Annotated in this window: 31 protein-coding genes; 14 read left to right on the plus strand and 17 right to left on the minus strand. The window is 39.8% G+C overall.

Annotated elements, in window-relative coordinates:
• Window positions 1-492 precede the first annotated feature (492 nt).
• Together MKZ26_RS15470 and MKZ26_RS15475 are read left to right on the plus strand one after the other, a co-directional pair.
• Window positions 493-1,227, plus strand: a complete 735-nt coding sequence (locus MKZ26_RS15470) for a sulfite exporter TauE/SafE family protein (RefSeq protein ID WP_340766698.1) — start codon at window positions 493-495, stop codon at window positions 1,225-1,227.
• 117 nt (window positions 1,228-1,344) lie between these two features.
• The gene (locus MKZ26_RS15475) at window positions 1,345-1,944 is read left to right on the plus strand and encodes a short chain dehydrogenase (RefSeq protein ID WP_340767667.1); all 600 of its coding nucleotides are present in this window, start codon (window positions 1,345-1,347) and stop codon (window positions 1,942-1,944) included.
• Window positions 1,945-2,006: 62 nt separating this feature from the next.
• Here the strand turns inward: MKZ26_RS15475 and MKZ26_RS15480 are convergent, their stop codons facing one another.
• The 3 genes from MKZ26_RS15480 to MKZ26_RS15490 form a co-directional block, all read right to left on the minus strand.
• The gene (locus tag MKZ26_RS15480) at window positions 2,007-2,825 is read right to left on the minus strand and encodes a purine-nucleoside phosphorylase (RefSeq protein WP_067213671.1); all 819 of its coding nucleotides are present in this window, start codon (window positions 2,823-2,825) and stop codon (window positions 2,007-2,009) included.
• 212 nt (window positions 2,826-3,037) lie between these two features.
• Window positions 3,038-3,295: a hypothetical protein gene (locus MKZ26_RS15485; RefSeq protein ID WP_340766699.1), complete on the minus strand. Its 258-nt coding sequence runs from the start codon at window positions 3,293-3,295 to the stop codon at window positions 3,038-3,040.
• A gap of 54 nt (window positions 3,296-3,349) precedes the next feature.
• Complete coding sequence (locus MKZ26_RS15490; RefSeq protein WP_340766700.1) at window positions 3,350-4,543, minus strand: alanyl-tRNA editing protein; 1,194 nt, start codon at window positions 4,541-4,543, stop codon at window positions 3,350-3,352.
• Window positions 4,544-4,610: 67 nt separating this feature from the next.
• Here MKZ26_RS15490 and MKZ26_RS15495 point away from each other — a divergent pair, with 67 nt between their 5' ends.
• Window positions 4,611-4,844, plus strand: coding sequence for a hypothetical protein (locus MKZ26_RS15495; protein WP_340766701.1), 234 nt, complete (start codon window positions 4,611-4,613; stop codon window positions 4,842-4,844).
• Here the strand turns inward: MKZ26_RS15495 and MKZ26_RS15500 are convergent.
• A complete protein-coding gene (locus MKZ26_RS15500; protein ID WP_340766702.1) occupies window positions 4,821-5,813 on the minus strand; it encodes a bile acid:sodium symporter family protein in 993 nt (330 codons plus the stop codon). The two genes, MKZ26_RS15495 and MKZ26_RS15500, sit on opposite strands and share 24 nt — an antisense overlap.
• Window positions 5,814-5,827: 14 nt before the next feature.
• Window positions 5,828-7,210: an FAD-binding oxidoreductase gene (locus MKZ26_RS15505; RefSeq protein ID WP_340766703.1), complete on the minus strand. Its 1,383-nt coding sequence runs from the start codon at window positions 7,208-7,210 to the stop codon at window positions 5,828-5,830.
• A 197-nt stretch (window positions 7,211-7,407) separates the two neighbouring features.
• Here MKZ26_RS15505 and MKZ26_RS15510 point away from each other — a divergent pair, with 197 nt between their 5' ends.
• From MKZ26_RS15510 to MKZ26_RS15520, 4 genes are all read left to right on the plus strand, one after another.
• Window positions 7,408-8,121: a FadR/GntR family transcriptional regulator gene (locus tag MKZ26_RS15510; RefSeq protein WP_340766704.1), complete on the plus strand. Its 714-nt coding sequence runs from the start codon at window positions 7,408-7,410 to the stop codon at window positions 8,119-8,121.
• A gap of 192 nt (window positions 8,122-8,313) precedes the next feature.
• On the plus strand, window positions 8,314-8,760 hold the full coding sequence (locus tag MKZ26_RS15515; protein WP_340766705.1) for an NUDIX hydrolase: 447 nt from the start codon (window positions 8,314-8,316) through the stop codon (window positions 8,758-8,760).
• A complete protein-coding gene (locus MKZ26_RS22375; RefSeq protein WP_445683460.1) occupies window positions 8,761-9,048 on the plus strand; it encodes a histidine phosphatase family protein in 288 nt (95 codons plus the stop codon). It begins immediately after the preceding gene.
• Window positions 9,049-9,203: 155 nt separating this feature from the next.
• Window positions 9,204-9,635, plus strand: a complete 432-nt coding sequence (locus MKZ26_RS15520; RefSeq protein WP_340766706.1) for a GNAT family N-acetyltransferase — start codon at window positions 9,204-9,206, stop codon at window positions 9,633-9,635.
• A gap of 137 nt (window positions 9,636-9,772) precedes the next feature.
• On the opposite strand, the gene MKZ26_RS15525 is transcribed toward MKZ26_RS15520, so the two are convergent.
• From MKZ26_RS15525 to MKZ26_RS15565, 9 genes are all read right to left on the minus strand, one after another.
• Window positions 9,773-10,132, minus strand: a complete 360-nt coding sequence (locus MKZ26_RS15525) for a hypothetical protein (RefSeq protein WP_340766707.1) — start codon at window positions 10,130-10,132, stop codon at window positions 9,773-9,775.
• A gap of 204 nt (window positions 10,133-10,336) precedes the next feature.
• A complete protein-coding gene (locus MKZ26_RS15530) occupies window positions 10,337-11,098 on the minus strand; it encodes an ABC transporter ATP-binding protein (RefSeq protein ID WP_340766708.1) in 762 nt (253 codons plus the stop codon).
• Window positions 11,089-11,910, minus strand: a complete 822-nt coding sequence (locus MKZ26_RS15535; RefSeq protein WP_340766709.1) for an ABC transporter ATP-binding protein — start codon at window positions 11,908-11,910, stop codon at window positions 11,089-11,091. Before MKZ26_RS15535 ends, MKZ26_RS15530 begins: the two co-directional genes overlap by 10 nt.
• The gene (gene opp1C / locus MKZ26_RS15540; RefSeq protein ID WP_067213657.1) at window positions 11,873-12,760 is read right to left on the minus strand and encodes a nickel/cobalt ABC transporter permease; all 888 of its coding nucleotides are present in this window, start codon (window positions 12,758-12,760) and stop codon (window positions 11,873-11,875) included. The genes MKZ26_RS15535 and opp1C overlap by 38 nt, the downstream gene beginning before the upstream one ends.
• A gap of 1 nt (window position 12,761) precedes the next feature.
• The gene (gene opp1B / locus MKZ26_RS15545; protein WP_340766710.1) at window positions 12,762-13,691 is read right to left on the minus strand and encodes a nickel/cobalt ABC transporter permease; all 930 of its coding nucleotides are present in this window, start codon (window positions 13,689-13,691) and stop codon (window positions 12,762-12,764) included.
• 165 nt (window positions 13,692-13,856) lie between these two features.
• On the minus strand, window positions 13,857-14,693 hold the full coding sequence (locus MKZ26_RS15550; protein WP_340766711.1) for an ABC transporter substrate-binding protein: 837 nt from the start codon (window positions 14,691-14,693) through the stop codon (window positions 13,857-13,859).
• On the minus strand, window positions 14,687-15,460 hold the full coding sequence (locus tag MKZ26_RS15555; RefSeq protein ID WP_340766712.1) for an ABC transporter substrate-binding protein: 774 nt from the start codon (window positions 15,458-15,460) through the stop codon (window positions 14,687-14,689). The genes MKZ26_RS15550 and MKZ26_RS15555 overlap by 7 nt, the downstream gene beginning before the upstream one ends.
• A 210-nt stretch (window positions 15,461-15,670) precedes the next feature.
• Window positions 15,671-16,423 carry a hypothetical protein gene (locus tag MKZ26_RS15560; RefSeq protein WP_340766713.1) on the minus strand — a complete coding sequence of 251 codons (753 nt, stop codon included), beginning with the start codon at window positions 16,421-16,423 and terminating at the stop codon, window positions 15,671-15,673.
• Window positions 16,420-16,956 carry an RNA polymerase sigma factor gene (locus MKZ26_RS15565; protein ID WP_231885741.1) on the minus strand — a complete coding sequence of 179 codons (537 nt, stop codon included), beginning with the start codon at window positions 16,954-16,956 and terminating at the stop codon, window positions 16,420-16,422. Before MKZ26_RS15565 ends, MKZ26_RS15560 begins: the two co-directional genes overlap by 4 nt.
• Before the next feature lie 188 nt (window positions 16,957-17,144).
• Between MKZ26_RS15565 and MKZ26_RS15570 the strand changes: the two genes are divergently transcribed.
• Complete coding sequence (locus MKZ26_RS15570; RefSeq protein ID WP_067213654.1) at window positions 17,145-17,690, plus strand: NADPH-dependent FMN reductase; 546 nt, start codon at window positions 17,145-17,147, stop codon at window positions 17,688-17,690.
• An 854-nt stretch (window positions 17,691-18,544) separates the two neighbouring features.
• On the opposite strand, the gene MKZ26_RS15575 is transcribed toward MKZ26_RS15570, so the two are convergent.
• Both MKZ26_RS15575 and MKZ26_RS15580 read right to left on the minus strand, forming a co-directional pair.
• Window positions 18,545-19,108, minus strand: a complete 564-nt coding sequence (locus MKZ26_RS15575) for a GNAT family N-acetyltransferase (protein WP_338654613.1) — start codon at window positions 19,106-19,108, stop codon at window positions 18,545-18,547.
• Between the two features lie 95 nt (window positions 19,109-19,203).
• Window positions 19,204-20,088, minus strand: coding sequence for an EamA family transporter (locus tag MKZ26_RS15580; RefSeq protein ID WP_067213652.1), 885 nt, complete (start codon window positions 20,086-20,088; stop codon window positions 19,204-19,206).
• A 526-nt stretch (window positions 20,089-20,614) separates the two neighbouring features.
• On the opposite strand from MKZ26_RS15580, the gene MKZ26_RS15585 reads away from it, so the two are divergent.
• The 6 genes from MKZ26_RS15585 (at window position 20,615) to MKZ26_RS15610 (ending at window position 26,223) form a co-directional block, all read left to right on the plus strand.
• Complete coding sequence (locus tag MKZ26_RS15585) at window positions 20,615-21,553, plus strand: carbohydrate kinase family protein (RefSeq protein ID WP_340766714.1); 939 nt, start codon at window positions 20,615-20,617, stop codon at window positions 21,551-21,553.
• 114 nt (window positions 21,554-21,667) lie between these two features.
• Window positions 21,668-22,822 carry an ABC transporter substrate-binding protein gene (locus MKZ26_RS15590; protein ID WP_067213650.1) on the plus strand — a complete coding sequence of 385 codons (1,155 nt, stop codon included), beginning with the start codon at window positions 21,668-21,670 and terminating at the stop codon, window positions 22,820-22,822.
• A gap of 92 nt (window positions 22,823-22,914) precedes the next feature.
• Window positions 22,915-23,799, plus strand: a complete 885-nt coding sequence (locus MKZ26_RS15595) for a branched-chain amino acid ABC transporter permease (RefSeq protein ID WP_067213649.1) — start codon at window positions 22,915-22,917, stop codon at window positions 23,797-23,799.
• 4 nt (window positions 23,800-23,803) lie between these two features.
• Entirely contained in the window at window positions 23,804-24,784 is a 981-nt protein-coding gene (locus tag MKZ26_RS15600; protein ID WP_340766715.1) for a branched-chain amino acid ABC transporter permease, read from the plus strand.
• Window positions 24,756-25,529, plus strand: a complete 774-nt coding sequence (locus MKZ26_RS15605; RefSeq protein WP_067213647.1) for an ABC transporter ATP-binding protein — start codon at window positions 24,756-24,758, stop codon at window positions 25,527-25,529. Before MKZ26_RS15600 ends, MKZ26_RS15605 begins: the two co-directional genes overlap by 29 nt.
• Complete coding sequence (locus MKZ26_RS15610) at window positions 25,522-26,223, plus strand: ABC transporter ATP-binding protein (protein WP_340766716.1); 702 nt, start codon at window positions 25,522-25,524, stop codon at window positions 26,221-26,223. Before MKZ26_RS15605 ends, MKZ26_RS15610 begins: the two co-directional genes overlap by 8 nt.
• A 443-nt stretch (window positions 26,224-26,666) precedes the next feature.
• Here MKZ26_RS15610 and MKZ26_RS15615 read toward each other — a convergent pair whose 3' ends face one another.
• Window positions 26,667-26,915, minus strand: coding sequence for a hypothetical protein (locus tag MKZ26_RS15615; RefSeq protein ID WP_340766717.1), 249 nt, complete (start codon window positions 26,913-26,915; stop codon window positions 26,667-26,669).
• Between the last annotated feature and the right edge of the window lie 15 nt (window positions 26,916-26,930).

Raw genomic sequence — 26,930 nt, forward strand, 5'->3', positions numbered from 1 at the left:
AGAATCCCATTGAATCTGCTGTAGTGCTCAATAATGAGAGAGTCGTAATTCGGGGTGTGGATTGTAGAACGCTTTGCGCTTTGGGGATGCCTTTGCCGCGCCTGCGCTAGGTTGTTCATTATCGAGAGAAATGTGATTTGGGGTGTATATAATGTGATTACTTTTTGCTACTAATTATATTCAAGAAAGACACACTCCAGGTTGAAGATTTCATCGCAGATAATGAAAAGCTCTTTCTCGCTTATCGCGGGAGGCATCCACAAAGCGTCGAAGCGGTATTCGTAGGATTTCTATTTCATTCCAATTATTGGGATTTTTTCAGTGGCTTCTCGAAAGCGCTTGTAAAGCTTATACGCCGTATTCATTTGTTCAACATATATATTAGCTCATTCGTTTTTCGAATGTACTTTCATTCATACAATTGAATTTACTTATGGACCTAGGTTGAATATGCTAGTCATATAGAGGTTTTCACTGAAAGAAGGATGCTATATGGAATACATCTTGCTTTATTTCATCGGATTTGCTGCAACAACACTTGGCACATTAGCAGGAGGTGGAGGACTTATCAGTTTGCCGGCCATGCTGCTGATGGGATTGCCAGTTCACTCAGCAATTGGGGCCAATAAAGTATCAAACACAGTGAGCTCATTTTCAAGTTTTCTTGTGATTTATAAAAATAAAGAAGTAACGGTCAAAGAAGCATTTACGGTTGTTCCAATCAGTCTTGCTGGAGGAATTACAGGCGGAGTTATCGCTTCCTTTTTGAAAGAAGAATGGATGATTGTTATCGCGATTATACTATTAACGTTCGCATTCATCTCATCATTTCTTGGAAAAGCGGATTTTGACGGTAATGAATCCTTTCGTGCCACTAAAAAAAGTGCCATTTCATTGTATGGAATTGGCATTTACGACGGCGTTTTTGGTCCGGGTAGCGGAACGTTAGCATTGTATTTATATGCTCGATTGAAAGTTTCTTACTTGAGGGCAGTCGGCTTGTCTCGTATCATGATTTTTTCAAGCTGTTTCGGTGCCTCAATCAGTTATATTTCGACAGGGAAAATAATATGGCCACTCACAATTGCATTAATGCTTGGTTCGATAAGTGGTGCACAACTTGGTGTTCGACTCGCACGTAAATTGAAAACAGAGCATGTTAAACCACTACTACGTATCGTAACCGTACTCCTAATAATACAGATTGGTGTGAAGTATTTTGGGTGAGGCACTTTTAAGAACAAAGAAAATTCATTTGGGGTATTTTTCATAAGTAGAGCATTTGATAAGTATGATGGAACAATAACTAATTGAAGCTAGATACTTTAAAAAGGGGGGCTACATATTAAAATACTTGTCGTAGGTGCAAGTGGAACGATTGGTAATGCGATTACTAAAGAACTGGAGAAAAATCACGAGGTCATTCGTGCGGGACGAAATGGTGCCGATGTATCTGTTGATATTACGTCAGTAGAGAGCATTAAAAAGATGTATGAACAGGTTGGCAAAGTTGATGCGGTGATTAATGCAGCAGGTCGTGCTCATTTCGACGCAGTTACGGATATGACACCCGAGTTGAATGACGTCGGGATTGATAGCAAACTGAAAGGGCAAGTCAATCTAGTGCTTTTAGGTTTTGATAATATGAACGATGGTGGGAGTTACACGTTAACGACGGGGATTATGATGGATGATCCAATCACGAAAGGAGCATCAGCGGCTCTGGCAAACGGCGGCGTCAGGGCATTCGTTAAAGCTGCGGCTATTGAAATGCCAAGAGGAATTCGCATTAATAGCGTAAGTCCAAATGTGTTACAAGAGTCGATACACAAATTCGGCACCCTCTTCCAAGGGTTTGATGCAGTACCTGTAAGGCGTGTAGTTCTTGCTTTTGAAAAAAGTGTCTTTGGCCTACAAACTGGTCAGAACTTTGAAGTCTATTAATAAGTATGTGAAAAGCCTTCTGGGAGTGTTTCTCAGAAGGCTTTTCGTATTTATTAATTTCTTTAAATCTCTTGCAAGACGTTTTTAATTAAATGTACAAATGCACTTCGAGATTGAGCAGCAACTTTTATGACATCCTCATGACTTAATGGTTCATCTAGAATCCCACATGCCATATTCGTTAAGCAAGATATTCCTAATACCTTCAGCCCTGAATGAATCGCAACAACTGCTTCAGGCACTGTTGACATGCCAATTGCATCTCCACCTAAAATGCGAATCATACGGATTTCAGCAGGTGTTTCGTAAATAGGACCACTCCACCAACCATAGACGCCTTCTCTTAATGTAATGTCATTCTCACGCGCTACTTTTAACGCTATTTCTCTCATTTCGCGATTATAAACCTCAGAAACGTCTGGGAAGCGCGTTCCTAAATCATCGTTGTTTTTACCAATCAATGGATTAATGCCAACTAAATTAAGATGATCTGTAATTAGCATTAACTCGCCCGGATTAAAGTCAGTATTTACCGCTCCACACGCATTCGTGATAATTAGTTTTTCTATACCTAATGCTTTCATCACTCTGACAGGGAAGGTAACTTCGTCTAAAGAATAGCCTTCGTAGAAGTGATAACGTCCTTTCATAGCCACGACTGTTTTACCTTCTAAACGCCCGATAACTAATTCATTTGCGTGACCAACTGCAGCTGATTTCGAGAAAAAAGGAATATCCTCGTATGGAATGACAACTCCGTTTTCTATCTCATCGGCAAGGCCGCCCAATCCAGAACCTAGGATAATTCCGATTTCGGGAACTTCTTTTGTTTTACTAAGAATGTAATTTTTAGCTTCTAAAATTTCTTCTGTTTTATGCATTAATAGTACCTCCTGTTATTTCTATGGAATTGTTTATCCCGCATTAACGGGCAGTAAGACCCCACTTCAAGTCTTCAAGGACACAAGAAGAATAAGTGGGGGATCAAGACATCCCTCTGATTGAAGATTAACTTTATTAATAGTGATGCTTTCATAGTTTAGTGCTTGTACTAAAAAGAATCAAGAATGATTCATTGTAGATTGGCACCAACTCAAGGATTTACAAGTTCATCAGAAGCTTTTGAAGTTCTACCTAGTTTCTGCGAAAGGAAGTAGGCAATTGTGGAGGATAGGAGGATGAATAATAAGGGAATAGTAGAAGTCCCTCCAAATACGACCTCTTGATTCAATGTAGATTGCATTAAAGATATATCCGGCTTATAGAAAGCTGTAAGAATTGCTCCTGATGAAAGTTGGAATAGCGTATACAACGCTGCAAAACTAATGATAAAGATCAGATACTTTTTCAAAATAATCACCCCTTTCTCTATTTACGTTTCGATTTCACCAAAGTTTCATATACCTTAGTTTTCGTCACATGAGTCTTCCATTACAGTCAGTAACTCCTCTGCGGATACCAATCGTTCACCGCCACCTTGGACAAACGCATCATTCCCGCCGCCTTTTCCGTTAATCAGGGGAAGTGTAGCAGATGCGATTTGTTTCATGCTTGTTTCTACAGAAGCTCCTCGAGCCGCGACAAACTGTAATCGATTATCACTTTCAGCAACGAGAAGTACAATTACTTCATCTGCTTTAGTCACAAGAAGTCGGGCAAGTTTCTGTAATTGCTGGACAGTTCTATCTGTAAAGAGTGCTTTCACAACGCCATTTTCCTGTTGCTTCAATAATGCTTGCGCTTCAAATGCTAAAAGTGCTTCTTGCGTATCTGACAACGATTTTTCAAGTGAATGATTCGTTTCTAATAACTTTTGTACTGCATCCGCAATACCATCTTCCGGCGCACTTAATAATCTGGACGTTTCCGCTAACACCTGATTTTTTCGTTGCAATTGTTGTAATACACGTCCGCCGCAAACGAAATACACGCGTACTTTACCTCGATGCTTCTCTGTCGATAAAATCTTCAGTGCGCTTACTTGTCCCGTTGTACTTGGATGTGTACCACCACAACCGTTATAGTCAAAATCAGGGATAATGACAAGTCGAATTTCGTCTGTCACTGCTAGTTGCTTACGAAGGGGATAGTGATGAAGCTCATCTTCAGTTATCCATTTTATTTCAATCAGTCTATTTTCTGAAATAATGTCATTCGCTAATTTTTCCACCGCCTCCAATTGCTCTGGAGATACATCCTCCATCTCCAAATCAATCGACACAATTTCTTTACCTAAATGGAAACTTACTGTTGGAAACTCGAACAGTTCAACAAACGCGGCTGATAAAATATGCTGTCCTGCATGTTGTTGCATATGATCAAAGCGCCGCTGCCAATCGATAGCGCCCTCTACTTCGGTTGCAGAACCGAGACTTTCAGCCAAAGTATGGCGAATTTCATCTTCTACTTCCTCTACATTAAGTACTTGAATACCATTTAATGTCCCCGTATCATGCGTTTGACCGCCGCCTGTCGGATAAAACGCTGTATTATCCAACACGACATAGTGATTTCCTTCTGCATCTTGTGCCGCTTTTATAATCTGAGCCGTAAACGATTTACAATATGGATCTGCATAATACACACGTTCTTTTAACATAGACAATCGACTCCCACTCTTTGTTTTGTATATATTAACATTATACAGAAAAGAAGGGGGTTTCTCGTTGGTCGAAAACTCGACTTTTGAGAAAACCCCTTTTCTTGCGGTGTTTTTTGACTATGGCGGTGATAACCCCGTTCGTAGCGGTGATAAACTGCTCCAAGACGGTGATAACTTATCCTATAGCGGTGATAACAACCATGGAGCCGGTGATAACAAGTCATTGCACCCTTATAATAAAGATACTAAGTCAAAACAAGTCCTATGTTCATTCTTACAATTTCTCGGAAGGAGTTAAAACCGTAACTTCCGGTGTATCATCGGGTTCATCTTTCTCTTCAACAATCGGTTTCTTTGACCAGATCGTGGCGAGGATTGGACCTGAAATGTTATGCCAGATCGCGCCCCAAACGCTCGGCAGTGCTGCAAGCGGGCTAAAGTGAGCAGTCGCCAAAGCCACGCCTAATCCAGAGTTTTGCATGCCTACTTCAATGGAAATGGCCCGTCGATCATTTTCGTTCAGGCCGAGCATTACTGCTGTCAAATAGCCAAGTAGTAGACCGAATCCGTTATGAAGGAAAACGGCGATGAAAACAACGAATCCTGAACTTGCAACATTATCCGCATTGGCGGCAGTGACGGCTGATACGATGATTAAAATCGCCGCTACTGAAATGAGTGGTACAATCGAAATGCTTTTTTCGACAGCTTTCGGGAAAAGCTTTTGGACGGCAAACCCTAATATAATTGGGATGATGATCACTTGGACGATTGACTTGAACATCGAAACTGGATCAACGGGTAGCCATTGTCCCGCAAGTAAAAGCAATAAAAGTGGTGTGACGACTGGAGCCAATAAAGTGGAAAGGGAAGTCATTGCAACTGACAACGCAAGATTTCCTTTCGCAAGATAGACCATAACATTGGAAGCCGTACCGCCTGGAACACACCCGAGAAGCACTAAGCCCGCCGCCAATTCAGGGGGCAATTTGAGCAAGTGAGCTAATGCGAATGCAACTAGGGGCATGATGATGAACTGAGCGCAAACACCGACAATCACGGGTAGCGGTTTTGTCAGGACAATTTTGAAATCAACGGGCTTTAACGTCAGTCCCATTCCGAACATGACGACACCTAGTAAAATCGTAATATAGCCACCTAAGCCTAAAAAAGGTGTTGGAACCATAAAGGCAATGACGGCAATTGCGATAACCCAAAAGGCAAAATATTTCCCTGCAATTGTGCTAAGTGTTTCAAGTATTTTCATAGTAGATATCCTCCCTAGTCCATCTTCACGATTTTATTTGGATTCAATAAATTGTCTGGGTCAAGTGCTTTTTTTATTTTTTCCATAACGAGAAGTGCAGCACCGTGCTCCCGTTCCTGGTATTTCTGTTTACCAATCCCAACCCCGTGTTCTCCAGTACAAGTGCCACCACGCTCAAGCGCATACATGACGATTCGTTCATTCAACTCATCGGCTTTCGCAACTTCTTCTGCATCGTTCATGTTCATCATCAGCAGTACATGGAAGTTACCATCGCCTACGTGACCGACAATTCCTCCGGTCAATTCTAGCGACTCGACCGTTTCGCGTGCATGTTCAACGGCACCTGCTAACTCTGAAATCGGGAGACAAACATCCGTTACCATCATCTTTTTCCCCGGATAGCCGTGGATGAAGGCATAGGCTAAATTATGCCGCGCCTCCCATAGTCTGTTGCGTCCCGCGTTGTCCGTTTCAAATTCGATGTCTTCACAATGATGGTCTTTAACAATTTCTTTTGTGAAGTCAACGTCTTGTTTTAATCCTGCTTCATTCCCATGAAATTCTAAGAATAGTGTTGGTTTTTCTTTATAGTTGGTTTCACTGTAAAGATTCGCCTGTTTTATAGATGGTTCATCGACTAATTCAACCCGTGCAATCGGAATACCAGCCTGTAGAATGGACACAACAGCTTCGACCGCGTCATTGACAGTAGCGAAGGAAGCTCGGGCCGCTGTGACGTGTTCTGGAATTCCGTATACGCGTAGTGTTAATTCCGTAAAGCAACCAAGCGTGCCCTCAGATCCTACGAACAGACCGTTAAGATGAAGGCCAGATGCAGACTTCGCGGCCATATTTCCAGTATGAATGATGGTTCCATCGGCCATCACAACTTCCAAATCACGGACTTGATCACGCATGACGCCGTATTTGACGGTCGTTGTTCCACTTGCATTTGTTGCCGCCATACCACCTAGTGTTGCATCCGCTCCCGGATCGACAGTGAAAAACAGCCCGTGCTTTTTCAGTTCTTTATTTAACTGTGTACGGGTTACACCAGGCTGTACTTTAACGAGAAAGTCATTCTCTCGAACTTCGATGATCTTGTTCATCAGCGAGAAGTCAATCGTGATTCCTCCTTTTGAAGGGATTACATGTCCTTCCAGGCTTGAACCGAGACCGAATGGAATGACCGGAACCTGGTATTCTTTCGATACTATCATTACTTTACTAACATCTTCAGTCGATTCTGGGAAAACAACAATGTCAGGAAGTCCTGCCGCGTGATACGATTCATCCCTGCCATGAAGCTCTCTTACGGTTTCATTGATGGTTACCTGCTCGTCCTTAAGTACTTTTGTTAACGCTTCAACTATATTTACTGTAGAAGTTTTCATTATATTTTCTCTCCTTAATCAACTAATTTGTCATACCAATATTTTATGTAATTAGAAATTTTGAATTTTGGTCCAACCACTTTTCATTATACCTAATAATCTGAACAGTGCAACGATTATTTCGGGATATTGATTATTCCAAATTTAATTGATATCGTTAAAGTCACGAAAGAGGTTCGATGTAAGGGGGGAAATCGTTGAATCTGCAGAAGAAAAAGACCTACGAAGTTATTGTTGAAAAGATAGAAAAGTTCTTTTTAAATGGAAAACTAAAATCGGGTGATAAATTGCCGCCGGAAAGAGAATTGGCAAGTCGGTTTGGTGTGAGTAGGACGTCTGTGAGAGAGGCACTTCAGGCATTAGAGATTAGCGGTGCTATTGAAATCAGACAAGGCGGGGGGAGTTTCATCAAAACGTCTGAAGTTCAGTTAGTAAGTGATGCACTTTCAACTACAATTATTCAAGCCGAAAACAATTTGGTCTATGAAATGTTGGAGCTGCGTCGTGCGTTGGAAGTTGAATCGGTATCTCTTGCCGCACAACGAGCAACTTCAGCAGACTTGGAAAAGATTCGTCAGTCACTAGAACAAATGGCTGTATCCGGGCAAGATGCAGAAGCGGGGGTACAGGCTGATCTGCATTTTCATTTGCAAATTGTCTATGCTACGCAGAATAAACTACTTATTAATTTGGTCCAAACGCTGACTGAACGAATGGAGGATACAATTCGTGCGACACGGAAACACCGGTTTTTAGATGAGGATCGCTATGAGGATACATTCGAGGAACATAAGGAGATTTATATAGCAATCGCATCGGGCAATGCTCAGGAAGCGAAGAAACTAATGGAAGAGCATATTACGCGTGTTCGGAGAGAATTAAGCGAAACATTTTTGCCGACTTTTGAATGAAAAAGTAAATAATATAGGGGGATCATTTTGAAGATTGATCATTCTAATTAAAAATAAATAAACATGAAATTGACTTAGATATGTTAAACAAATGAAAGACTATTTAAACTGTGTGAAGGCGCCCTAGCGAATTAAATGGGGTTCTTTATTTCACATATATAGATCCGGAGTTTATGTAAAAGGGAGAATGTCATGAACTACATAAAGTATTTAAGGGGATTCATAGGAACAAAACCTATTATTGCCCCGGGATCAGCAATAATCATAATGAATATGGAAAATGAATTATTACTACAATTACGTTCAGATACAAAAGATTGGGGTATTCCTGGTGGTGGTATGGAGATGGGGGATACATTTGAAGAGACCGCTAAAAGGGAGTTATTTGAAGAAACTGGTCTTGTAGCAAATCAACTAGAACTTTTGGGAGTGGTTTCTGGCAAAGAATTATATTTTAAATTTCCACATGGTGACGAGATATATAATGCAACTGCTGTTTACAAAGCAACAGAAGTTACTGGAACACTAACAAAAGACGAGGAAAGCATAGAGCTATCGTATTTCCCTTTAAATTCTTTACCAAGTTTGAACTATACAACGTTAAAAATCTTGCAAAAAGTAGGGTATATAGTGGATTAAATTAATAAATGGGGGAATAATTGGAGAGAATTGGACCTCGGTATGGAGAAATTTGAAGATGTATCGAATAGGGGATGCGAATTTTTAGAAGAAACATTGACTACATATACAGATAAGCGAGTGTTGGTAGTGAGCCACGGGGCTTTAATAGGTCTGACGTTACAATGCTTGCTGCCAGAAAAATTTCCAAGTACATACATCGAAAATGCGTCAATAACTATTCTTAAAAACGTTGAGAACAAGTGGGATTGCACTATTTATAATTGTACGAAACATTTAGGTGGATAAATAATTCATTTCTTTCATCAACAATGATTAAGTTAACTTGATTGGCAACACTTTTTACGGAATGAGGTACGAAAACAGTAGAAACAAGTTCCGAAATCCAAAAATTATTGAATTAACCTGAGCAAGAGTTACTAAAAAAAGGGGGAATAAAAAGTATGAAGATAATTGAACAATGGAATCAAGACGATAGCGACTATATAAGAAGTAAGGTCATAGAATATAATATGGAACAGCTCCCAAACGAACTTAAAACCTCAAGGGAAAGTATTAGCTTCGTTATAAAGGATGACAAAGGAGAAGTAATGGGTGGAATTACTGGAGATATATTTTGGCATCATATGCATATTGACTTTTTGTGGGTTGATGAAAGTGTTAGGAAAGAAGGTTATGGGAGTATCTTATTGGAAAAAATTGAAAGTCTCGCAAAGGCAAAAGGATGTAGGCTTATTCACTTAGATACATTTAGTTTTCAAGCTCCTGAATTTTATCAAAAAAATGGCTATGAAGTTTTCGGTGTAATTGAAGATCATCCAAAAGGGTTTAAGCAATACTTTTTGCAGAAAAGATTTTGTGATTCATACACTTGAGAATGAGTATAGTAAGAGACAAAAATATAAAAAAAGATACGACTAATTAATAGTCGTATCTAAGGTTGTAGACAAACGTATACTTATTTTATCTGATTACAATTCGAAAGCGATAATAGACTACTTACTCCTTTGCCTTACTTGGCTTTCAGAAAACGTATCTCTTTTATACGAATAGAGACTAACCAAGTTATTAATCTTTCATAGTTCTCTTTCCATAGTTTTTTCATTATCAACGTCAAGAACAGCAGGGATAACAAAGATAGAAGAGAGATGATGCTTGTTAACTGGAAAAAAAGAGTTTCTTTAAAACCACCATAACCAATGCAAATGATAATGCTACTCGCAAAAACTATTGATACAACAGGTAACAATTGAAAAAATATGTCGTAGTTTCGTTTCTTGATAAATCGCATCATAGTCGGGGAAATTAAAGCAATCAGTAAGATATAGGACATAACGACGAGTACGTCTATTACGACTAAGAATAAGTCCATCTCGTTTCAACCCCCTTATCAAAACCACCTATAGAATGACCCTCTTAGAAAAGGCTATATAGTTAAACTATACCCTTTGAACCCTGCGATTATGCATCGAAACACGCTATTTCTTTGCAATGAACATAAAAAAGAGGATGGTGTATCACCCATCCCCGTTACGCTGTCGTTATTCTATTACCCCAGGCTTTTTAAGCGATGCAATCACGGAACATTAAATAGCATTACTGAATTTAGTAACCTCTTCGCATAATCATTTTTTGCAAGTAGTAGATTGGAGCTTTCTAATTCCTCAACAATTTCTCCTTGATATAGAAAAAGAATTCTATCGCAAATATTAGCGACGACCTGAAGATCATGAGTTATAAAGAGGTAAGTCATATTCATGTCATCCTTAATATCACGTAGTAGCTGAAGAATTTCCGCCTGACTCGAAACATCCAGGGAACTGATGGCCTCATCAAGAACAATAAATTTAGGCTTAGTTGCAATGGCACGTGCAATACAAACACGCTGAAGTTGTCCTCCGCTCAACTCATGCGGATATTTATGGATCATTGTATGTGGGAGCCCGACTCTAGATAGGAGCTCAGCGATCCGTTCATCTAGATTTTTATTATCTCCTAGAGCAATTAGTGGTTCTGCAATTATACTTCGGGTTGTGTATTGTGGATTTACAGACGAGGTGTAATCTTGAAATACTACACTCATTTTCCCTTTATTCTTCTTAATCCATCTAGAAAAAGGTTCTCCCTCAAACATTACTCTGCCCCGACCTGGTTTCTCTAGACCAAGAATGATTTTGCTCAGCGTACTCTTACCGCTTCCACTTTCACCAATTAACCCTAGACATTCGCCTTTTTTAATCTGAAGGCTAATATCGCTCAAAACCTTGATTTTAGACTTTATAAAAAGACCGCCGTCTTTATTATAGCTTTTTGATACGTTCTCAACGTTTACAAACATGATAATAATCCCGGCGTCATAGATTGCTGAAACGGCTCTGTTAGGCTCAATCGGGTATTGATTAAGTACTTCGTGAAATCATGCTTCGGGGAGGAAAAGACTTCCTTAGTCTTTCCGTATTCTAGACAATTTCCATTTTGCATGACTAGCAATTCATCGGACAAATATTGAACAACCCCTAAATCGTGGGAAATGAAGATAATCGAAGTGCCTGTGAGTTCGCGTAGCAACTTGAATTGCTCTACAATATCACGTTGATTTATGGAGTCGATTGCTGTTGTGGGCTCATCAGCGATTATGATGTCCGGCTCCATCATAATCACAATAGAAATCATTACTCTCTGTAGCATCCCTCCCGAGAGCTGATGTGGATACATCTTCAAAACTTGCTCAGGATGATGGATATGTACACGATGCAACGCAACTTTTGCCATGTCTATAGCGAGCTTCTTTTTAACCCCTAAGTTTTCGCGAAATGTGTCACTCATTTGTCTGCCGATAGTATTGAGTGGATTAAAAGCTGTCATTGCATCTTGAAGAATCATACAGACTTGTTGTCCCCGGATTTTTCTCATCACCCCGTTTGATTGTCCGATTAAGTTCATTCCATTAAAAATGGCTTCACCCGTAACATCTAACCATGGGGAAGTTAAACCGAGGATTGCTCTTGCGGTTATTGATTTTCCACTTCCGCTTTCACCTACAATTCCGAGGCAGCTGTTCTCGTTAAGAGTGAAATTTAAATCTTGTACAATCTGCTGCCCACTTCTCGTGTCAATAACGGATAGCTTTTTTACTTCTAGTAAAGACATTCAAGCGACTCCTTTTCTTTTTCATCTGAAAGTGTTTAGGATTTATGGCTGAATGTAAGCTGTCGCCAAGGAAGTTGAACGCAGCAACGACGATTACAATTGCAAGTCCTGGAGCAAGCATGTGTGCTGGGTGGGTAATCATTACGTTTCTCGCTTCATTTAACATCATGCCCCATTCTGGTGTCGGTGCCTGTACTCCTAAACCTAGGAAGGAGAGTGCTGAGATATTTAAAACAACCCATCCCGTATCAAGGGTCGCAAATACCGCTACTTCGCCTGATACACCAGGAAGTAAATGTTTTCTCATAATATGTCCTGTGCTACAACCGGATACTTTAGCGAAGCGAATATAATCTTTGTCTATATATTGAATAACCACTGATCGGATCATACGTGTATACCAAGCCCATTTGGCAAGGATGTTGGCAATTACCACATTTAACAAGCCTGGCCCAAGGACCCCTACAATCGCTAAAATCATGACTTCTGATGGGAAAGATAGCATAATATCACAAAACCTCATAATAATTTCGTCTACTTTCCCACGGAAGAACCCTGAAATAATTCCAAGCAATGTTCCGATCGTAATCGTAATACACATTGTAACCAAAGCGAAAAAGACGGTTGTACGAATTCCAAATAAAAGTCTGGATAAAATGCATCGTCCTAATTGGTCTGTTCCTAATGGGTAGGTTTGGCTGACTCCTGCATATTTCTGAAGGATATTCATTTCTAACGGATTATGAGGTGCAAGAATGGGAGCGAAAATACCGGCAGTAATAACCAAAAGTAACAATGATAAACAAAGAATGGCCAATTTATCAGTCTTTAAACGTCTCCAAACATTCATACTATAATTCCTTTCTCATGCGTGGATCAAGCATTGTATTAAGAATATCAACTAGAAGATTACATATAACGAACAGCATGCCCATAATTAATATGTAAGCTTGGATAATTGGGAAATCCGAATTAAAGATTGCAGTAACGCATAATCGTCCAATACCTGGCCAAGCAAAAACATTTTCGACAATAACCGTTCCAGCAATCAGCTTAGGAATCGACATTCCTATGGCGGTCATGGAAATTTGAAGAGAGTTTTTAAAGACATTTCTGGTGATTGTACTTTCCTTTAAGCCACGAACCCTAGCATAAAGTACAAAGTTTTCACTTTTGTTTTTAATCATATTGTTTCGAATCAGGCGGACATAAGTTGAAATAAATCCTAAAGACAGCGTGACAGCCGGGAGAATAACAGAACTTGGCCTTTCCATACCGCTAGTGTCGAACCAATTCAGCTTGACAGAAAAGAGCCAGATAAGAAGAATTCCTATCCAAAAACTTGGCATGGCTGTGGAGATGAAAATCAATGCGCGCATCACTTTATCACCGATGCTTCCTTCGTAAATCGCGCACAGCATGCCGATTATAATACTGAAGGAAAGAATAATAACTAACGCAATGAACGCGAGCTGGAGAGTTGCCGGCAGTGCAGTTGCCAGTTGATCAGCAACTGGCTCATGCGTTACATAACTGTTACCAAAGTCCCCTTGAAGGTTATTTCCGAGCCATGAAAAATACCGGACTAAATAGGGTTTATCAAGACCCAGTTCAATTCTCATTGCCTCTATCATTTCATCTGTCGGTGTAACTTGGTTTACTCGCATTGCAATTTCTGCCGGATCACTAGTCCGTAAGTTAATCAGTACAAATGCTAAAAACGAAATGCCAAGGATAATTGGAATGATAGCTAGCACACGTTTTAATAGATATATTTTCAAGGATATTTCTCCTAACAAGATATTTTATCAAGTAAAATCCCCGACCAATCCTCTAACTATAAAAGCATAAACGGTGAGAATTCTATATCTATATAAACTGAGCGAAGGCGGATTAAATGGGATACTTTATTTCAATACATTTATCTATCAAAGGATCGTTTGATTTTATTCTTCGAAGTACATTTTTTCAAAAGGAATTTCGTACTGTGAGACATTAAAATCAACTCCTTTTAGCGCCTTACTATGAACGGCCTTTGTTACGGAATAGGTTAATGGTATATAAATATTTTCGGAGTGAATATACGTTAAGATATCCTTATACATTTGCTTACGATTATCTTCGCTTTGTTCACTCATAAGATCAGTGATGACTTGATCCAGCCATTCCTTTTTCTCAAGCCCTACTTGTGCTTGATAATCGGCATGAGAAGGCACTCGCCAAGACGATACATAAGTTTGTGGATCATAAGGCAGTCCCCATGATAGAGAATACATTAAATCGAAATCTCCTGTTTTTTGTCGGTCAAAATAGGCTTGTTTCTCTTCTCCAATGATTTTAAGACTGGCACCAACTTGTTTTAAATCATTCTGCATTGATTCACTGATTGTCCGTTCCTGAGCGTTATCGGAGTTATAGTAAATTGTAATCTCAAGTTTATTTCCATCTTTATATCGATACCCATCTTTACCTATTTTCCAGCCGGCTTTTGTTAGCAATTCATTTGCTCTGTCTTCACTATATTCTTGTTTTATTAAGTTCACATCTGCATAGGGGACAGATGGTGCAAGGAGGGTATCAGCTACTTGCTCCGCCCCATTTAGAATTCCCTCTGCAATCATTTGTTTGTTAATCGCAGATTGGAATGCTTCGCGAACTATTGGATCTTTTGTAATCGGTTTTTGTGAATTTAAGACAATTGCTCGAGAACCGACTGGACGGCTAACAGCGGTGCTGTATTTGTCTTGCTCAGAAAGAGCCTTGAAAGAATCGTTATCTACCATATCTCCATCGGAACCGAATAGTAGATCGATTTCACCTTTTCCAGAGCTAGAAGTATGGTTTGATGATCGGGCATCACTTTCCATTTAATAGATTTGATTTTTGGCTTATCGCCCCAGTAGTTGTCATTCTCCATAAATACGGCATATTGATTTTTTTTATGCTCTGTCAACGCATAAGGACCTGTTCCTGCATAGCTACTAACTCCATTAGCTGTTGTTCCGGCGATAAAACTTTTGGGTGAAATAAACCGAAAGGGGCGAGTCAGGCCGAGTTCTTCTAGTGTAGGATAATAGGGATTCTTCAGTGTTAACTGGAATGTATACCTATCCAAAGCTTTTGTTTCTTGGATTTCAGCCACAAGATTCAGCCATGCATTTTTTTCAATGTTTTCTACTACAGCATCTACATTCATCTTTACAACTTCCGCATTAAAGGGCTCACCATCTGTAAAGACAACTCCTTGCCTTAGATAGAAAGTATATGTTAAACCATCCTCCGAAATATCCCAGTTTTCAGCTAAGGCAGGTTTTATCCCTTCATCCGTATTAACTACCAGAGATTCAAATACAATGTTTTGGGCTGGCATTTCACCCGCATAGAGATGCGGGTTAATGTCTCGAATATCTTTTGTACTTGCAAAGACAAGGTCATTAGTAGACTTAGCTTTGGAGGTCGGGACATTTCCGTCCTTTTTATCGAAGCAAGCCGAGAGTAAAATTACAGTAAGTATGATTAGGAATATAGAATAACTTTTTTTGTTTTTCAAAGCATAGTCTCCCTTTAGTTTTTGTGTTGCAGATCCTCTTATCAAATCGTAATCATTACGATTTGATAGTTAGCTTAGCATGAAAAATATATTGATGCAATATCTATTTCGGAATTCAGAGGGGGCCTACCGACAAAACGGTATGGTGAAATATATGCAAGCGCTCAAAAAAAAAAGACCGTCTCTTGACGGCCCGCTCAAAAAAAGGTATTATTCTACGATTTCAAAGCTCTCCAACATATGGTGGAACCTTGCTCCGTGGCCTTCCGCAGCTTCGAGGAAATAGTTTTCTGTAATGACGTAGCTACCGTCTTTGCCGTTGCTGATGACATAGGCATGAACAACTTTAGCATCCCAATCGCTACCGTTCAATCCGTGTAATAAATAACCTTCAACTGGTTCTGTCACTGTTTCGACTGCTCTTAGCTCCGGGAAGTCTTTCTTTAACTCGGCTTCAAACTTTTTAACGAGATCTTCGGGTTTCTGATCAGCTACTTGTTTAATTTCCATTGTCACTTCCGGGTACTTTTCTGGAAGGGGTTCAATTGTTGTAATGACGTCTGCTTTATTGCCGTTGATCATTTTATAGCGTGTTTCATCGACATAGATGATGTACTCGGAGTTTCCACCTTCATTTAAATTAACGTCGGTTTTTTCGTCCTGTCCTTCAATGCTTTGAGTAATTTCCTTTTCTGGGACGAACATGTCTTTAATACCTTTCATGAATGCCATTCCTGTATCCGTTTGTAAACTGAATGCGATGACAAGGGCGGCGGCAGTTGTAATGATAATTGGAATTACACGATTTTTCTTTTTCATTTTCTTCACATCTCCTCTGTTAACGTTCTCTTCGCTGAATAGTTCTTTTTCTAGACCGTTCCATATTTCATCTTTTAGACCAAGCGTTTCTTGTTCAGTCCGTTTATCGAGAGCCTCTTTTGCTCGTTCGTCGAAGTTACTCATTGTGATCCCTCCTCCTTATTCGTCGGGTCTAACTGTTCTTTTAGTCGTTTTCTACCTTTAAACAACCGTGACTTTACTGTATTGTGATTTAACCCTAGAATGTCCGCAATTTCTTTTTCGGTAAAGCCCTTCACATACTTTAATATGATTGGAATTCGGTGTATGTCATCAAGCGATTGAATCGTATCGTATAAATCGGATAGCTGATTGAAAGATTCTTCGGCAAGAGATGGGTCATTTTCCAAGTCGGGATGTTCAAATTTTGAAAGAGGGGACTCTTTCTTTAGGTAACGAAGACATTCATTCATTAAAATCCGGTAAAACCACGGGTCAAAGGGCAATTCAGGGTTGTAGCTACCGATTTGCCGATAGACGCGGATGAACGTTTCTTGTACCGCATCTTTGGCCATTTCACGGTTGCGCGTAATAGCAGAAGCCGTTCGAATTGCGTAGTCTGCATATGCTTCGTAAAATTCGCGAAACGAGTCTTTGTCACCGGTCTGTATGTTTCGTATCAATTTTTCTATCTCCACTCGGGTTTCACTCCTTCCAAAACAACGGTATTTTGTTGCTCTTACTATACTTACCCTTAGAAACACTAAAAAGTTTTCAGGGAAGAAATTTAATTTGCAAAGTTGAGTCGAATGATAGATGTGAATCGTGGGTATCGTGTAGAATACATGTTAAAGAATGGAATATGTAAAAAAGAGGAGAGAACTTGATGAAAATTGTAGCGATTGTCGGGAGTTTACGAAAAGATTCATTCAACATGCAGTTAGTAAAAACGGTTGAAAAGAGATACAGTCACCTTTTCGAAATAGAAATTGCGGATATCGGAAATTTGCCGTTCTACAATGAGGATGAGGAAAAGTCACCTTCTGAGAAAGTACAAAACTACAAGAAAATGGTTGCTGATGCGGATGCTGTACTCATTAGCACACCTGAATTCAACTGGTCCATGTCGGGCGTTTTGAAAAATGCATTGGAATGGCTATCCAGAGTGGACAAGCCGATAGCAGGTAAACCGGTATTGCCGATGGGAGTTTCTCAAGGAGTGTTAGGGACGGTTAGAGCACAATTGCACTTGCGACAAGTATTAGGGAGTATCCAAGCAACTACACTGCCTCCTGCGGGAAATGAAATATTCATTGGCTCAGCCGGACAAAAGTTCCAAGATGGTTATCTGACAGACGAAGGCACACTCAAGTTTTTGGATTTAGTCGTTGATAAGTTTGTTACTTTCGTAAAAGAGCAAGAAAGTAAATAAAGAAAACCGCCTTTTTGATTTCTAATGGATAGAAAACGAAAGGGCGGTTTGTATAGTGAAAGAAAGTCACGTCTGTTGATTAACCACTTTCTTGCATTAAGAGCAGGTAAGAAAGGCTTGAAAAACACCATTTTCACTTGATCATTTCCGGTCCGCTTTCAGCGAAATAGTCATGACAACTTTACCGAGGGGAGAGTGTGGCTAGAAATGACTTCGTCATTCCTAGCCACACTCTTTTCAGTAATTCTGTTACGATTAGTTGCCTGTCGCGTTCCTACAACGTTTAAGTGAAAAATACAGCTACTTTTGAAAAAAAGATTAGATGACTCTTTAGAAAGGTTGTAAGTGCCCGAAGATACAATTTCGGGCACTTTAGTACTTTGTACAAGGTGTTCCTTGCTTACTATTAGTAAAGAGTATGCACCTTATCATGCGATGGACTATAAGAAAGTGACTCTTTCTTAACTAAAAAAGACAAGACTATGGAGAAGGCTTCAGCCGCCAAAATTGAATCTTTGGTGGCTATTATCCAGCTAAGAAGCCCCGCTATTCTTTCGTCCCAAAAAGTTTTAGCACTTCGTGTACGTATACATTTGGAGAGCGACGGATGAATAAGCACCATACGATTACCGAAAAAAATGTGTAGGGATGCGACGAAGTCGTATTCCTACACATCAAGATATCTCGTTAATCGTATAGAGGTCGTTCAATCCAAAGCGATCCAAAGTAATTGTACACGAAGCGCCTAGTGTTGGATTTAGTTATTTACTGGTTGTTTTTGGTTAATCAACACATGTAAAAGAAAATATAAGTTTTTATCTGGAGTGGTGTCTAGACTCCAGCGCTGTTCTTAGTTAAACAATTTTCACCATATGATGAAAAGGTTCACCAATGATTGTCCAGGGTGAGACGATTTCATAACCCAGCCGTTTGTATAGACGAATAGCTGGTTCTTTTTGTGTTTCGACGTTTAAAGAAAGCTTTGCACTGTATTTTTGTTTCGCGACTTCTTCTGCGTACTCAAACAACTCCGTACCGATTCCTTTACCGCGAAATGCAGGATCAATACAAACTGTATCGATGTAAAGTTCGTCAGCTAACGATTCCGCTTCGACTTCAGAGTTAGTAGCACCTTTTTTAGCAAGCCACTCACTTAAATTCCGATCGAGTTCAGGGGCATCTGCGCCTGCATACAACACCATAATACCTGCTACTTTTCCATCCAGCTCGGCAATATATGTATAGAGATGGGAGTGTCGGTTATCCTCACGCTTGAAAAGTACGCATAGTTCCTGCTCTACCTTGTCCCATTCTGTTTCGCCTGTCATTCTTTTAGCGATATCACCGATTGCGTCGATAATAAGCGGTGCAGCCTGTTCGGCATCAGTCGGTTGTGCTTGTCGAATTGTTATGTCCATTATTAAAAACCTCCTTCTACATCCTCTATTATATCAAATACTAACTGTTGTAAAGAAAACAACCCACCTGCAAGTGCAGTGGGCTGTTGAAACTATCAGTTGTATTTCAATCTTCTCTGCGCAATGGTCGGTAACGTCATACCAATTACGATAATAATAATACCAATTACTTGGAAAATTGTCAGCGCTTCGCTCAATAAAATAACGGACGCGGTGACAGCAACGGGAAGTTCTGCTGCGCTTAAAATCGATGTCATCGCAGTCCCAACTTTCGGTACTGCAATTGAGAAGAGGTAAATCGGAATGACAATCCCGAACAATCCTAGGATCAAACCGTATACCCATAAATTTTCGTTAAACAACGTACCGTTCCAGACGATTTCGGGCGATTGGAAAAAGAAGATTGCAATTGCTGCGAAAAACGATGTGAACAGTAGACGCGTTTCCGTATCCATTCCTTCAACTTGTCGTGAATTAATCATAACGAATGATGCAAAGCTGACAGCTGAAGCCATTCCCCATGCCCAACCTTGCCAAGGAATTCCGCTAAGATCTGCATCGATAATACCGGCTGCAAGAATTGTACCGCCGAAAAGGAAAAGAAGTGAAATGACTTCAATCCGTTTTGGAAGGCGTCGTTTCGCGATACAGTCGAACAGCATTCCTACCCAAGTGAATTGGAATAGCATAACAACCGCAAGAGAAGCAGGCATGTATTCAATGGCTTGGCCGTATACCGTACCAGTCGTTGCAGTAAATAACCCTGCAAGAAGGAGTGTCACACCACCGCCAAACTTTGGGACTTTACGTCGTACAAAGACGAAGATAAGTAGAGCTATGAAAAAACCGACAAAGTATTGGCTCGTTACTGCTTCAGCAGCAGTGTAACCATCTTGAATCGCGAGTTTAATAATTGTTGAAAGAATACCATAACAGCTTGCTGCAAAGACGATAAGTAGTGGATAAATCCATTGTTTCATAAGAAAATCCTCCCGTTCCATCCAAACAGTATACCACGATTAGGGAAAGAATTACAGGTCAGAGGTCAGACAACTAACATGAATTTAAATTGTGGGGTGTAATGATTCGATTATAAAGTCACGTCTGTTGAATAACTATTTGTTTGTATAAAATACTGGTGAGTAGGGCTTGGAAAAATCCGTTTTCACTGGATCATTTCCGGTTCGCTTTCGGCGAAATTATCACGACACTCTTTTCAGTAATCCTATTGCGAATAGTTGCCTGTCGCATCCCTACATATCCAGACATCTCGGTAATCGTATAGAAGTCATTCAATCCAAAGTAAATTATATACGTAGCGCCCAGTAGGTGATCATGTTATTCACTAGTTACTTTTGGTTAATCAACAGGCGTGTTCCGAAAGCGCCGAAGGGGATTGGAAGAAATTCTTTATTTCAACTTTTAAAGCGATATATTTCCGTACTCTTCCTGTAAATCGTGTTCCATGATACGATTGGGAAAAATAAAGTGATAGGGTGTACATTCATGATTGATGCGAATAAAAAACATGTTTTAATTTACGGCGATGCATTCGTCGATTATATAGCGGAAGACCAGTCCAATTCAACATTCACGACGTTTCTTGGCGGAGCAACGGTCAATGTGGCAGCGGGTATTTCTAGGCTTGGCGCTTCGTCCGCATTCATCACCGTGACAGGAGATGACGAAACTTCCGAATTTGTTCGGAATGAATTGAGGAAAGAAGGCGTCGACTTGACGTTTGCTAAACTGGAGAATGACAAACGGGTGAGTGGCGTGTATGTCCATTTGACGGATGACAACGACCGTATTTTTCATACATATATAGATGAGACGCCTGATATCCAGGTAGAAACTACTGATTTGTCTATAGAGGCATTTCAAGATGCTTCCGTATTGCATATTTGTTCGGGCACAATGTTTCATTTAACAGCTCTACAAACGACGCGGGAAGCGGTACGTCTAGCTAATAAGTTTGGAGTGCCTTTGTCATTAGACGCAAATATCCGCCCGCTAAGGTGGAAGAGTGAAGCGCATTGCCGTGAGACAATCATGTCATTTGTTGAGAACACCAATCTGCTGAAACTGACCGAAGAGGAGCTTTTTTTCCTAACGGAGACAGATACGTTGAAAGATGGAATCCTCAAGTTAGCACCTTATCGGATTCCTGTAATACTCGTCACCGCGGGTGAGCTCGGTACGTTTGCTGTCATTGACGGCAGCATGACACATGTAGGCGTTGAACCCATCATAGCTGTCGATACGACGGGAGCAGGCGATGCATTCATTGCAGGAATTCTTCGCCAAATCCAATTGAAAGGGAAACCAAAAACCCGCGATGAGTGGATTGACTATATTTCCTTTGGCAATAAACTCGGTGCACTCTGTGCAACAAAATCGGGCGCATTGTCGGCAATGCCTCGGCTTGAAGAAATAGATGAATAATGGAATCCTCCCTTTTTTATAGGGAGGATTTTTTATTTGATATTCCAATTAACTAAATAGTGGTGTATATTTAGAATTATCACTATTTTTAACTATTAAAGGGGATGGGATTAAATGAATAAGAGAATAAAACTGCTATTTTCAGTCTTGATGATGTTCACGCTAGTTGTGCTGACAGCTTGTGGAACCGATACGAAGGATGCGGGCGACAAAGAAACAGGAGCAGATGGCCCGGTAAAGGCTAAAATAGGTGTCATTTCTTATTTAACTGGACCAGGAGCTGGCTATGGAGAAGCAATTACGAATGGCTTGAAACTGGCCAATAAAGAACTTAAAGAAGCAGGGGAAGTTGACCTGGAATTAAAGATTGAAGACTCAGCTGGTAAACAAGAAGAAGCATTATCAGCTGCACAGAAATTGATGAACTCAGATAATGTCGATGCAATTATTGGGCCTACGCTTAGTACAGAAATGTTTGTTGTTGGACCTGAAGCAGATTTAAATGGTGTTCCAATCATGGGGACTTCAAATACGGCTGAGGGGATTCCTCAACTTGGGGATTATGTATTTAGAAACTCAATTCCTGAGACACTAGCGATTCCAGCGTCAGTACAAAAAGCAATTGAAAAATATGATGTTAAAAAAGTAGCGATTTTATATGGAAATGACGATGTATTTACAAAAGCGGGTTACGATGTAATGAAAAAAGTAGCAGAAGACTTAAATCTGGAGGTCGTTACGACAGAAACATTCCAGTTAGGTCAATCCGATTATAAAGCACAATTGACGAAAATAAAGAACTTGAACCCGGATTTGATTCTTGCATCTGCTTTGTATAATGAAGGTGCGGTAATTTTAGACCAAGCTAGAAAAATGGGGCTTGATGTTCCATTTGTGGGTGGGAATGGATTCAACTCACCGGAAGTTATCAAAATTGCTGGAGATGCATCCAATGGTTTAATCGTTGCGACACCGTGGTTTGCTCAAAAGGATGACGAAAAAGTAAAGAACTTTGTTAAAAACTATACAGAAGCATATGGAGTTGAACCAGATCAGTTTGCTGCACAAGCTTATGATGGATTGTATCTAATGGCTGAAGCGGTTAAAAATGCAGGTGTAGCTGACCGCGATGAAATTCGCGATGCGTTAGCAACACTCAAGGATTTTAAAGGTGTATTGGGCACAATGTCATTTGATGAAGACGGAGATATTGTCATGGAACCAACTGTATTAATTATTGAAGGTAATGAGTATGTAGTGTTCGAATAAATGATTGGCAATCAGGTTGAGATGTTTGCAGCCTGATTACATTTCTATTTTAACTATTTAAAAAAGCTGAGAATGGATAAGGAGGGTGCACATTGCTAATCGAACAATTAATAAATGGTCTTACATTGGGTAGTATTTATGTTGTTGTTGCCCTCGGTTATACGTTGGTGTTTGGTGTCCTTAACATTGTCAATATGGGGCATGGGGAAATTTTTATGTTTGGTGCATTTATGGGCGTTATTGTAACGAATAGTTTAGGTTTACCATTATATGTGGCCTTTTTGGTCGCAATTATTGTTACAGGTATATTAGGTTATTTCCTTGAGCGTTTTGCATTAAGACCACTGAGAGGTAAAGAGGGCGTGTCCCATCTTGCTCCGCTTATCAGTACGATTGGGGTATCTATTTTTCTTGAAAATGCTGCTCATCACTTTTTTGGAGCTGGAAATCATCCATTTCGGACAAGTTTTTCAGAGTTGAACATTACGATTGGTTCAACAACCGTCTATTATGTCCAAATTCTTATCTTCATTATTGCGATTCTATTAATGTTTGGACTCACATTTTGGCTATCGAAAACAAAGGCGGGCAAGGCATTACGTGCAAGTGCGGAAAATTTAGCTGTTGCAAGCCTACTAGGTGTTAATACGAAAAGGATGATTACACAAACAGTTATTATTGCATCTGCAATGGGTGGAATTGCTGGAATTCTAGTTGGGATTGCATTCAACTCAGTTAATCCACAAATGGGTTTATCATTCGGATTAAAAGGTTTAGCTATTATCATTCTTGGTGGTTTAGGAAACGTTCGTGGTGCGATGGCGGGCGGGTTAATATTAGGGCTTTCTGAAACGTTTTTAGTAGCTTATGGAAATTCAGGCTATCGTGATGCGATAGCGTTTTTAGCTATTATCATTATTTTAATTGTGAGACCACAAGGACTTTTCGGTACGGCAACATCGAAATCAAGGGGGTGATTATATGTTAAGCGAATTAATAAACCCATATTATTTGCAAGTTGCAACTTTTATTTTATTGAATATTATCCTTGGTGTTAGTATTTACATAACACTTGGAACAGGGCAATTGTCACTGGGGCATGCAGGATTCATGAGTATAGGTGCATACACGTCGGCTATTTTAACGCTTAATTATAATGTACCTCTAATACTCGGTATTATTATTGCAGCTGTATTTACAGGTTTTATTGGCGTGTTAATTGGTTTTCCTGCCCTAAGGTTACAAGGCGTATATCTTGCGATTGCGACGCTTGGGTTTGGGGAGGTCATTCGAGTACTGTTTATCAATTGGGAAGGTTTAACAAATGGTGCTATTGGGATTCGGGGTATCCCTCATCTTGGGCGAGAGATTTTGAGTTTTAGTAACAGTTTAGGTTTTAGTCCGGAAATGATTGGATTGAAAAATAACCAATTTATAAGTTTAGCAGTTTTTCTTGTATTACTGATGATTAGCATTGGCGTTATTTGGTTCTTTATTAGACAAAGTAATTCTAGAATTGGGCGTGCATTTGCTTCTATTAAAATGGATGAAGAGGCATCGGAAGCAATGGGTATTAACATTACATACTATAAGATTCTAGCATTCGGTCAAGGAGCGCTACTTGCTGGATTTGCAGGTGCATTATATGCACATTTAACGGCTTATATTAGTCCATCAGATTTCGATTATCATCGTGCTGTTGAAATTCTGATCTTTGCTATATTTGGAGGAAGTGAAGTCATTTGGGGACCGATATTCGGTGCTATTTTCCTTTCAACAATGCCAGAGTTTTTACGTGTTATCAGCGAGTATCGTTTCATGATTTACGGTGCACTCCTTGTATTGATGATGGCGTTCCGGCCACAGGGGCTCATTGATATGAATGTCGTCAATTGGATTAAACGTCCAAGATTAAAGAAGAAGGAGGGAAAACATGGTACTGGAAATAAAAAAGATAAGTAAAAACTTTGGTGGGATTCAAGCATTGACAGATGTTTCTTTTTCAATAGAACAAGGAGAAGTGCTTGGCTTGATAGGGCCAAATGGTGCTGGGAAAACAACAATGTTTAATATGATTACCGCCATGTTTCCTCCTAGTTCTGGTGAGATAGAATTTACAGGACAGTCGCTTGCAGGTTTGAAACCGCATGAAATTACGAAACAGGGCATTTGTCGTACATTCCAAAACATCAGACTCTTTTCAGAGTTAACTGTTCGCGAAAATGTAATGGTAGGAAATCACTGTCGTCTCACTACTGGTGTTTTGCAAAGTGTGTTTCGGACGAAATATCAAAAGCAAGAAGAGGAAAATGTTCTGAAAAGCTCGGATGAGATTCTAGAAATTGTTGGATTGTCAGAATACAGTCAAACGATTGCGAAAAACCTTGCTTACGGTCAACAACGTAGATTAGAAATTGCAAGAGCTTTGGCAAGTCGACCTAAATTATTGCTTCTTGACGAGCCAGCTGCGGGAATGAATGAAAAAGAGACAAATGATTTGTTTGATTTGATCAAGAAAATTCAAGCGCTAAATATAACTATTTTATTAATTGAACATGATATGCCACTTGTTATGCGGATTTGTAGCCGTATTGTGGTATTGAACTTTGGAAAGAAAATTGCAGAAGGTACACCGAGCAGTATTCAAAACAATAAAGAAGTAATTGAAGCCTACCTCGGGGTTGAGGAGGAAGATGAGCTTGCTTAAACTACAGAATGTCAGTACTTTTTACGATAAGATTCAGGCATTGAAAAGCGTTGATGTAACGGTTGAGGAGGGGACGATAGTAACCATCCTCGGTGCAAACGGAGCGGGGAAAACAACGATGATGAATACGATTGCAGGTTTATTGAAACCGAAAGAAGGTAGTATTCATTATTTGGGTAAGGATGTAACTGGACAACGACCTGATCAGCTTTTAAGAAAAGGGTTAGCTTTAGTTCCAGAAGGACGAGGTATTTTGGCTTCTATGACTGTTTTAGAAAACTTGGAAATGGGAGCGTATCATCGAAATGACGCTGAAGTGAATGCTGATCTTGAAAAGGCGATGGATCGATTTCCAATACTGAGGGAAAGAAAATCTCAGCTAGGAGGTACACTTTCAGGCGGCCAACAACAAATGCTGGCGATTGCGCGAGTAATAATGTCTAAGCCCAAGTTACTTTTACTTGATGAACCATCGATGGGACTGGCCCCATTAATCGTTGCAGATATCTTTAAAATAATTAAAGAGATTAATGAAGCAGGAACGACTGTTTTGCTGGTTGAACAAAATGCACGTCAGGCTTTAAAAGTTGCGGACTATGGCTATGTGCTTGAGACAGGTAAAGTGGTCGCGAGTGGTAACGCGAAAGAGCTGCTGCAAGATGATACGATAAAAAAGGCTTATCTAGGACATTAATAACTTTGAAGTACATCGACGGTAACGATTTTTGTTGCCGTTTTTTTGCGTTGAACTTTCAATCCAAAGTAATTCAAAAGCACCTGTACATAAAGTGCTTAGTGTTTCATCACAAAAATAAGCAGTACTTTACTGGTTAATCAACACACGTGTGAAATTCCTATACTATATTTACCATTAACAAATAGAAAAATTGTGAAATTAATGGTTGAACTCTCAAGTATTCCTCGGCTATCTGCATTTGAATATACAGAAATACTTGCGTGGCTAAGCAGGTGTCATAAGGCAAGCAAAAAAGACATAGGAATTTGTCGGTCTAGGAGAAGCGATGAACGAAAAGACGGATACTTTTCCGGGGGAATGAAACAACTATTATTACGTAGGCGATTGTCCATAAACCAAAACTGTACCCCAATCACATTATATGAATGGGGTACAGTTTTTTACTGTTTTTTAAGTCTAGAGCCGCGGAATTTCTCTTCGCTGGATGAATTACTTTTGGAATCGTGATGATGTTTCTCTTCCCGTTCTTCCAATTTTAAATCTTCCAGAGGAATAGAGTCGACAGTTTTCATATCTTCATGCATATCGTAAATGCTTTCCTTATCAGTTCGGAGGTTTTCGGGATTATCCATGTATGGTCCTTCAGCATCCTTTCGGTCACGTTCAGTAAATACTTTTTTGTTAGTCATCAAAAACAGACTCCT

The organism is Sporosarcina sp. FSL K6-6792, from assembly GCF_038004885.1.
In the GTDB taxonomy this organism is placed as follows: domain Bacteria; phylum Bacillota; class Bacilli; order Bacillales_A; family Planococcaceae; genus Sporosarcina; species Sporosarcina psychrophila.

Bases quoted from the DNA above. Each gene is read 5' to 3' on its own strand.
- MKZ26_RS15530 (WP_340766708.1), bottom strand. From the start codon at position 11,098: ATGTTTGTAAACGTTGAGAACGTATCAAAAAGCTATAATAAAGACGGC.
- MKZ26_RS15585 (WP_340766714.1), top strand. From the start codon at position 20,615: ATGATTGATGCGAATAAAAAACATGTTTTAATTTACGGCGATGCATTC.
- MKZ26_RS15605 (WP_067213647.1), top strand. From the start codon at position 24,756: ATGGTACTGGAAATAAAAAAGATAAGTAAAAACTTTGGTGGGATTCAA.
- MKZ26_RS15535 (WP_340766709.1), bottom strand. From the start codon at position 11,910: ATGTCTTTACTAGAAGTAAAAAAGCTATCCGTTATTGACACGAGAAGT.
- MKZ26_RS15490 (WP_340766700.1), bottom strand. From the start codon at position 4,543: ATGTTAAAAGAACGTGTGTATTATGCAGATCCATATTGTAAATCGTTT.
- MKZ26_RS15575 (WP_338654613.1), bottom strand. From the start codon at position 19,108: ATGGACATAACAATTCGACAAGCACAACCGACTGATGCCGAACAGGCT.
- MKZ26_RS15550 (WP_340766711.1), bottom strand. From the start codon at position 14,693: ATGGTAGATAACGATTCTTTCAAGGCTCTTTCTGAGCAAGACAAATAC.
- MKZ26_RS15500 (WP_340766702.1), bottom strand. From the start codon at position 5,813: ATGAAAATACTTGAAACACTTAGCACAATTGCAGGGAAATATTTTGCC.
- MKZ26_RS15580 (WP_067213652.1), bottom strand. From the start codon at position 20,088: ATGAAACAATGGATTTATCCACTACTTATCGTCTTTGCAGCAAGCTGT.
- MKZ26_RS15505 (WP_340766703.1), bottom strand. From the start codon at position 7,210: ATGAAAACTTCTACAGTAAATATAGTTGAAGCGTTAACAAAAGTACTT.
- MKZ26_RS15570 (WP_067213654.1), top strand. From the start codon at position 17,145: ATGAAAATTGTAGCGATTGTCGGGAGTTTACGAAAAGATTCATTCAAC.
- opp1C (WP_067213657.1), bottom strand. From the start codon at position 12,760: ATGAATGTTTGGAGACGTTTAAAGACTGATAAATTGGCCATTCTTTGT.
- MKZ26_RS15525 (WP_340766707.1), bottom strand. From the start codon at position 10,132: ATGGACTTATTCTTAGTCGTAATAGACGTACTCGTCGTTATGTCCTAT.
- MKZ26_RS15520 (WP_340766706.1), top strand. From the start codon at position 9,204: ATGAAGATAATTGAACAATGGAATCAAGACGATAGCGACTATATAAGA.
- MKZ26_RS15590 (WP_067213650.1), top strand. From the start codon at position 21,668: ATGAATAAGAGAATAAAACTGCTATTTTCAGTCTTGATGATGTTCACG.
- MKZ26_RS15600 (WP_340766715.1), top strand. From the start codon at position 23,804: ATGTTAAGCGAATTAATAAACCCATATTATTTGCAAGTTGCAACTTTT.
- MKZ26_RS15615 (WP_340766717.1), bottom strand. From the start codon at position 26,915: ATGACTAACAAAAAAGTATTTACTGAACGTGACCGAAAGGATGCTGAA.
- MKZ26_RS15480 (WP_067213671.1), bottom strand. From the start codon at position 2,825: ATGCATAAAACAGAAGAAATTTTAGAAGCTAAAAATTACATTCTTAGT.
- MKZ26_RS15470 (WP_340766698.1), top strand. From the start codon at position 493: ATGGAATACATCTTGCTTTATTTCATCGGATTTGCTGCAACAACACTT.
- MKZ26_RS15515 (WP_340766705.1), top strand. From the start codon at position 8,314: ATGAACTACATAAAGTATTTAAGGGGATTCATAGGAACAAAACCTATT.
- MKZ26_RS15560 (WP_340766713.1), bottom strand. From the start codon at position 16,423: ATGAGTAACTTCGACGAACGAGCAAAAGAGGCTCTCGATAAACGGACT.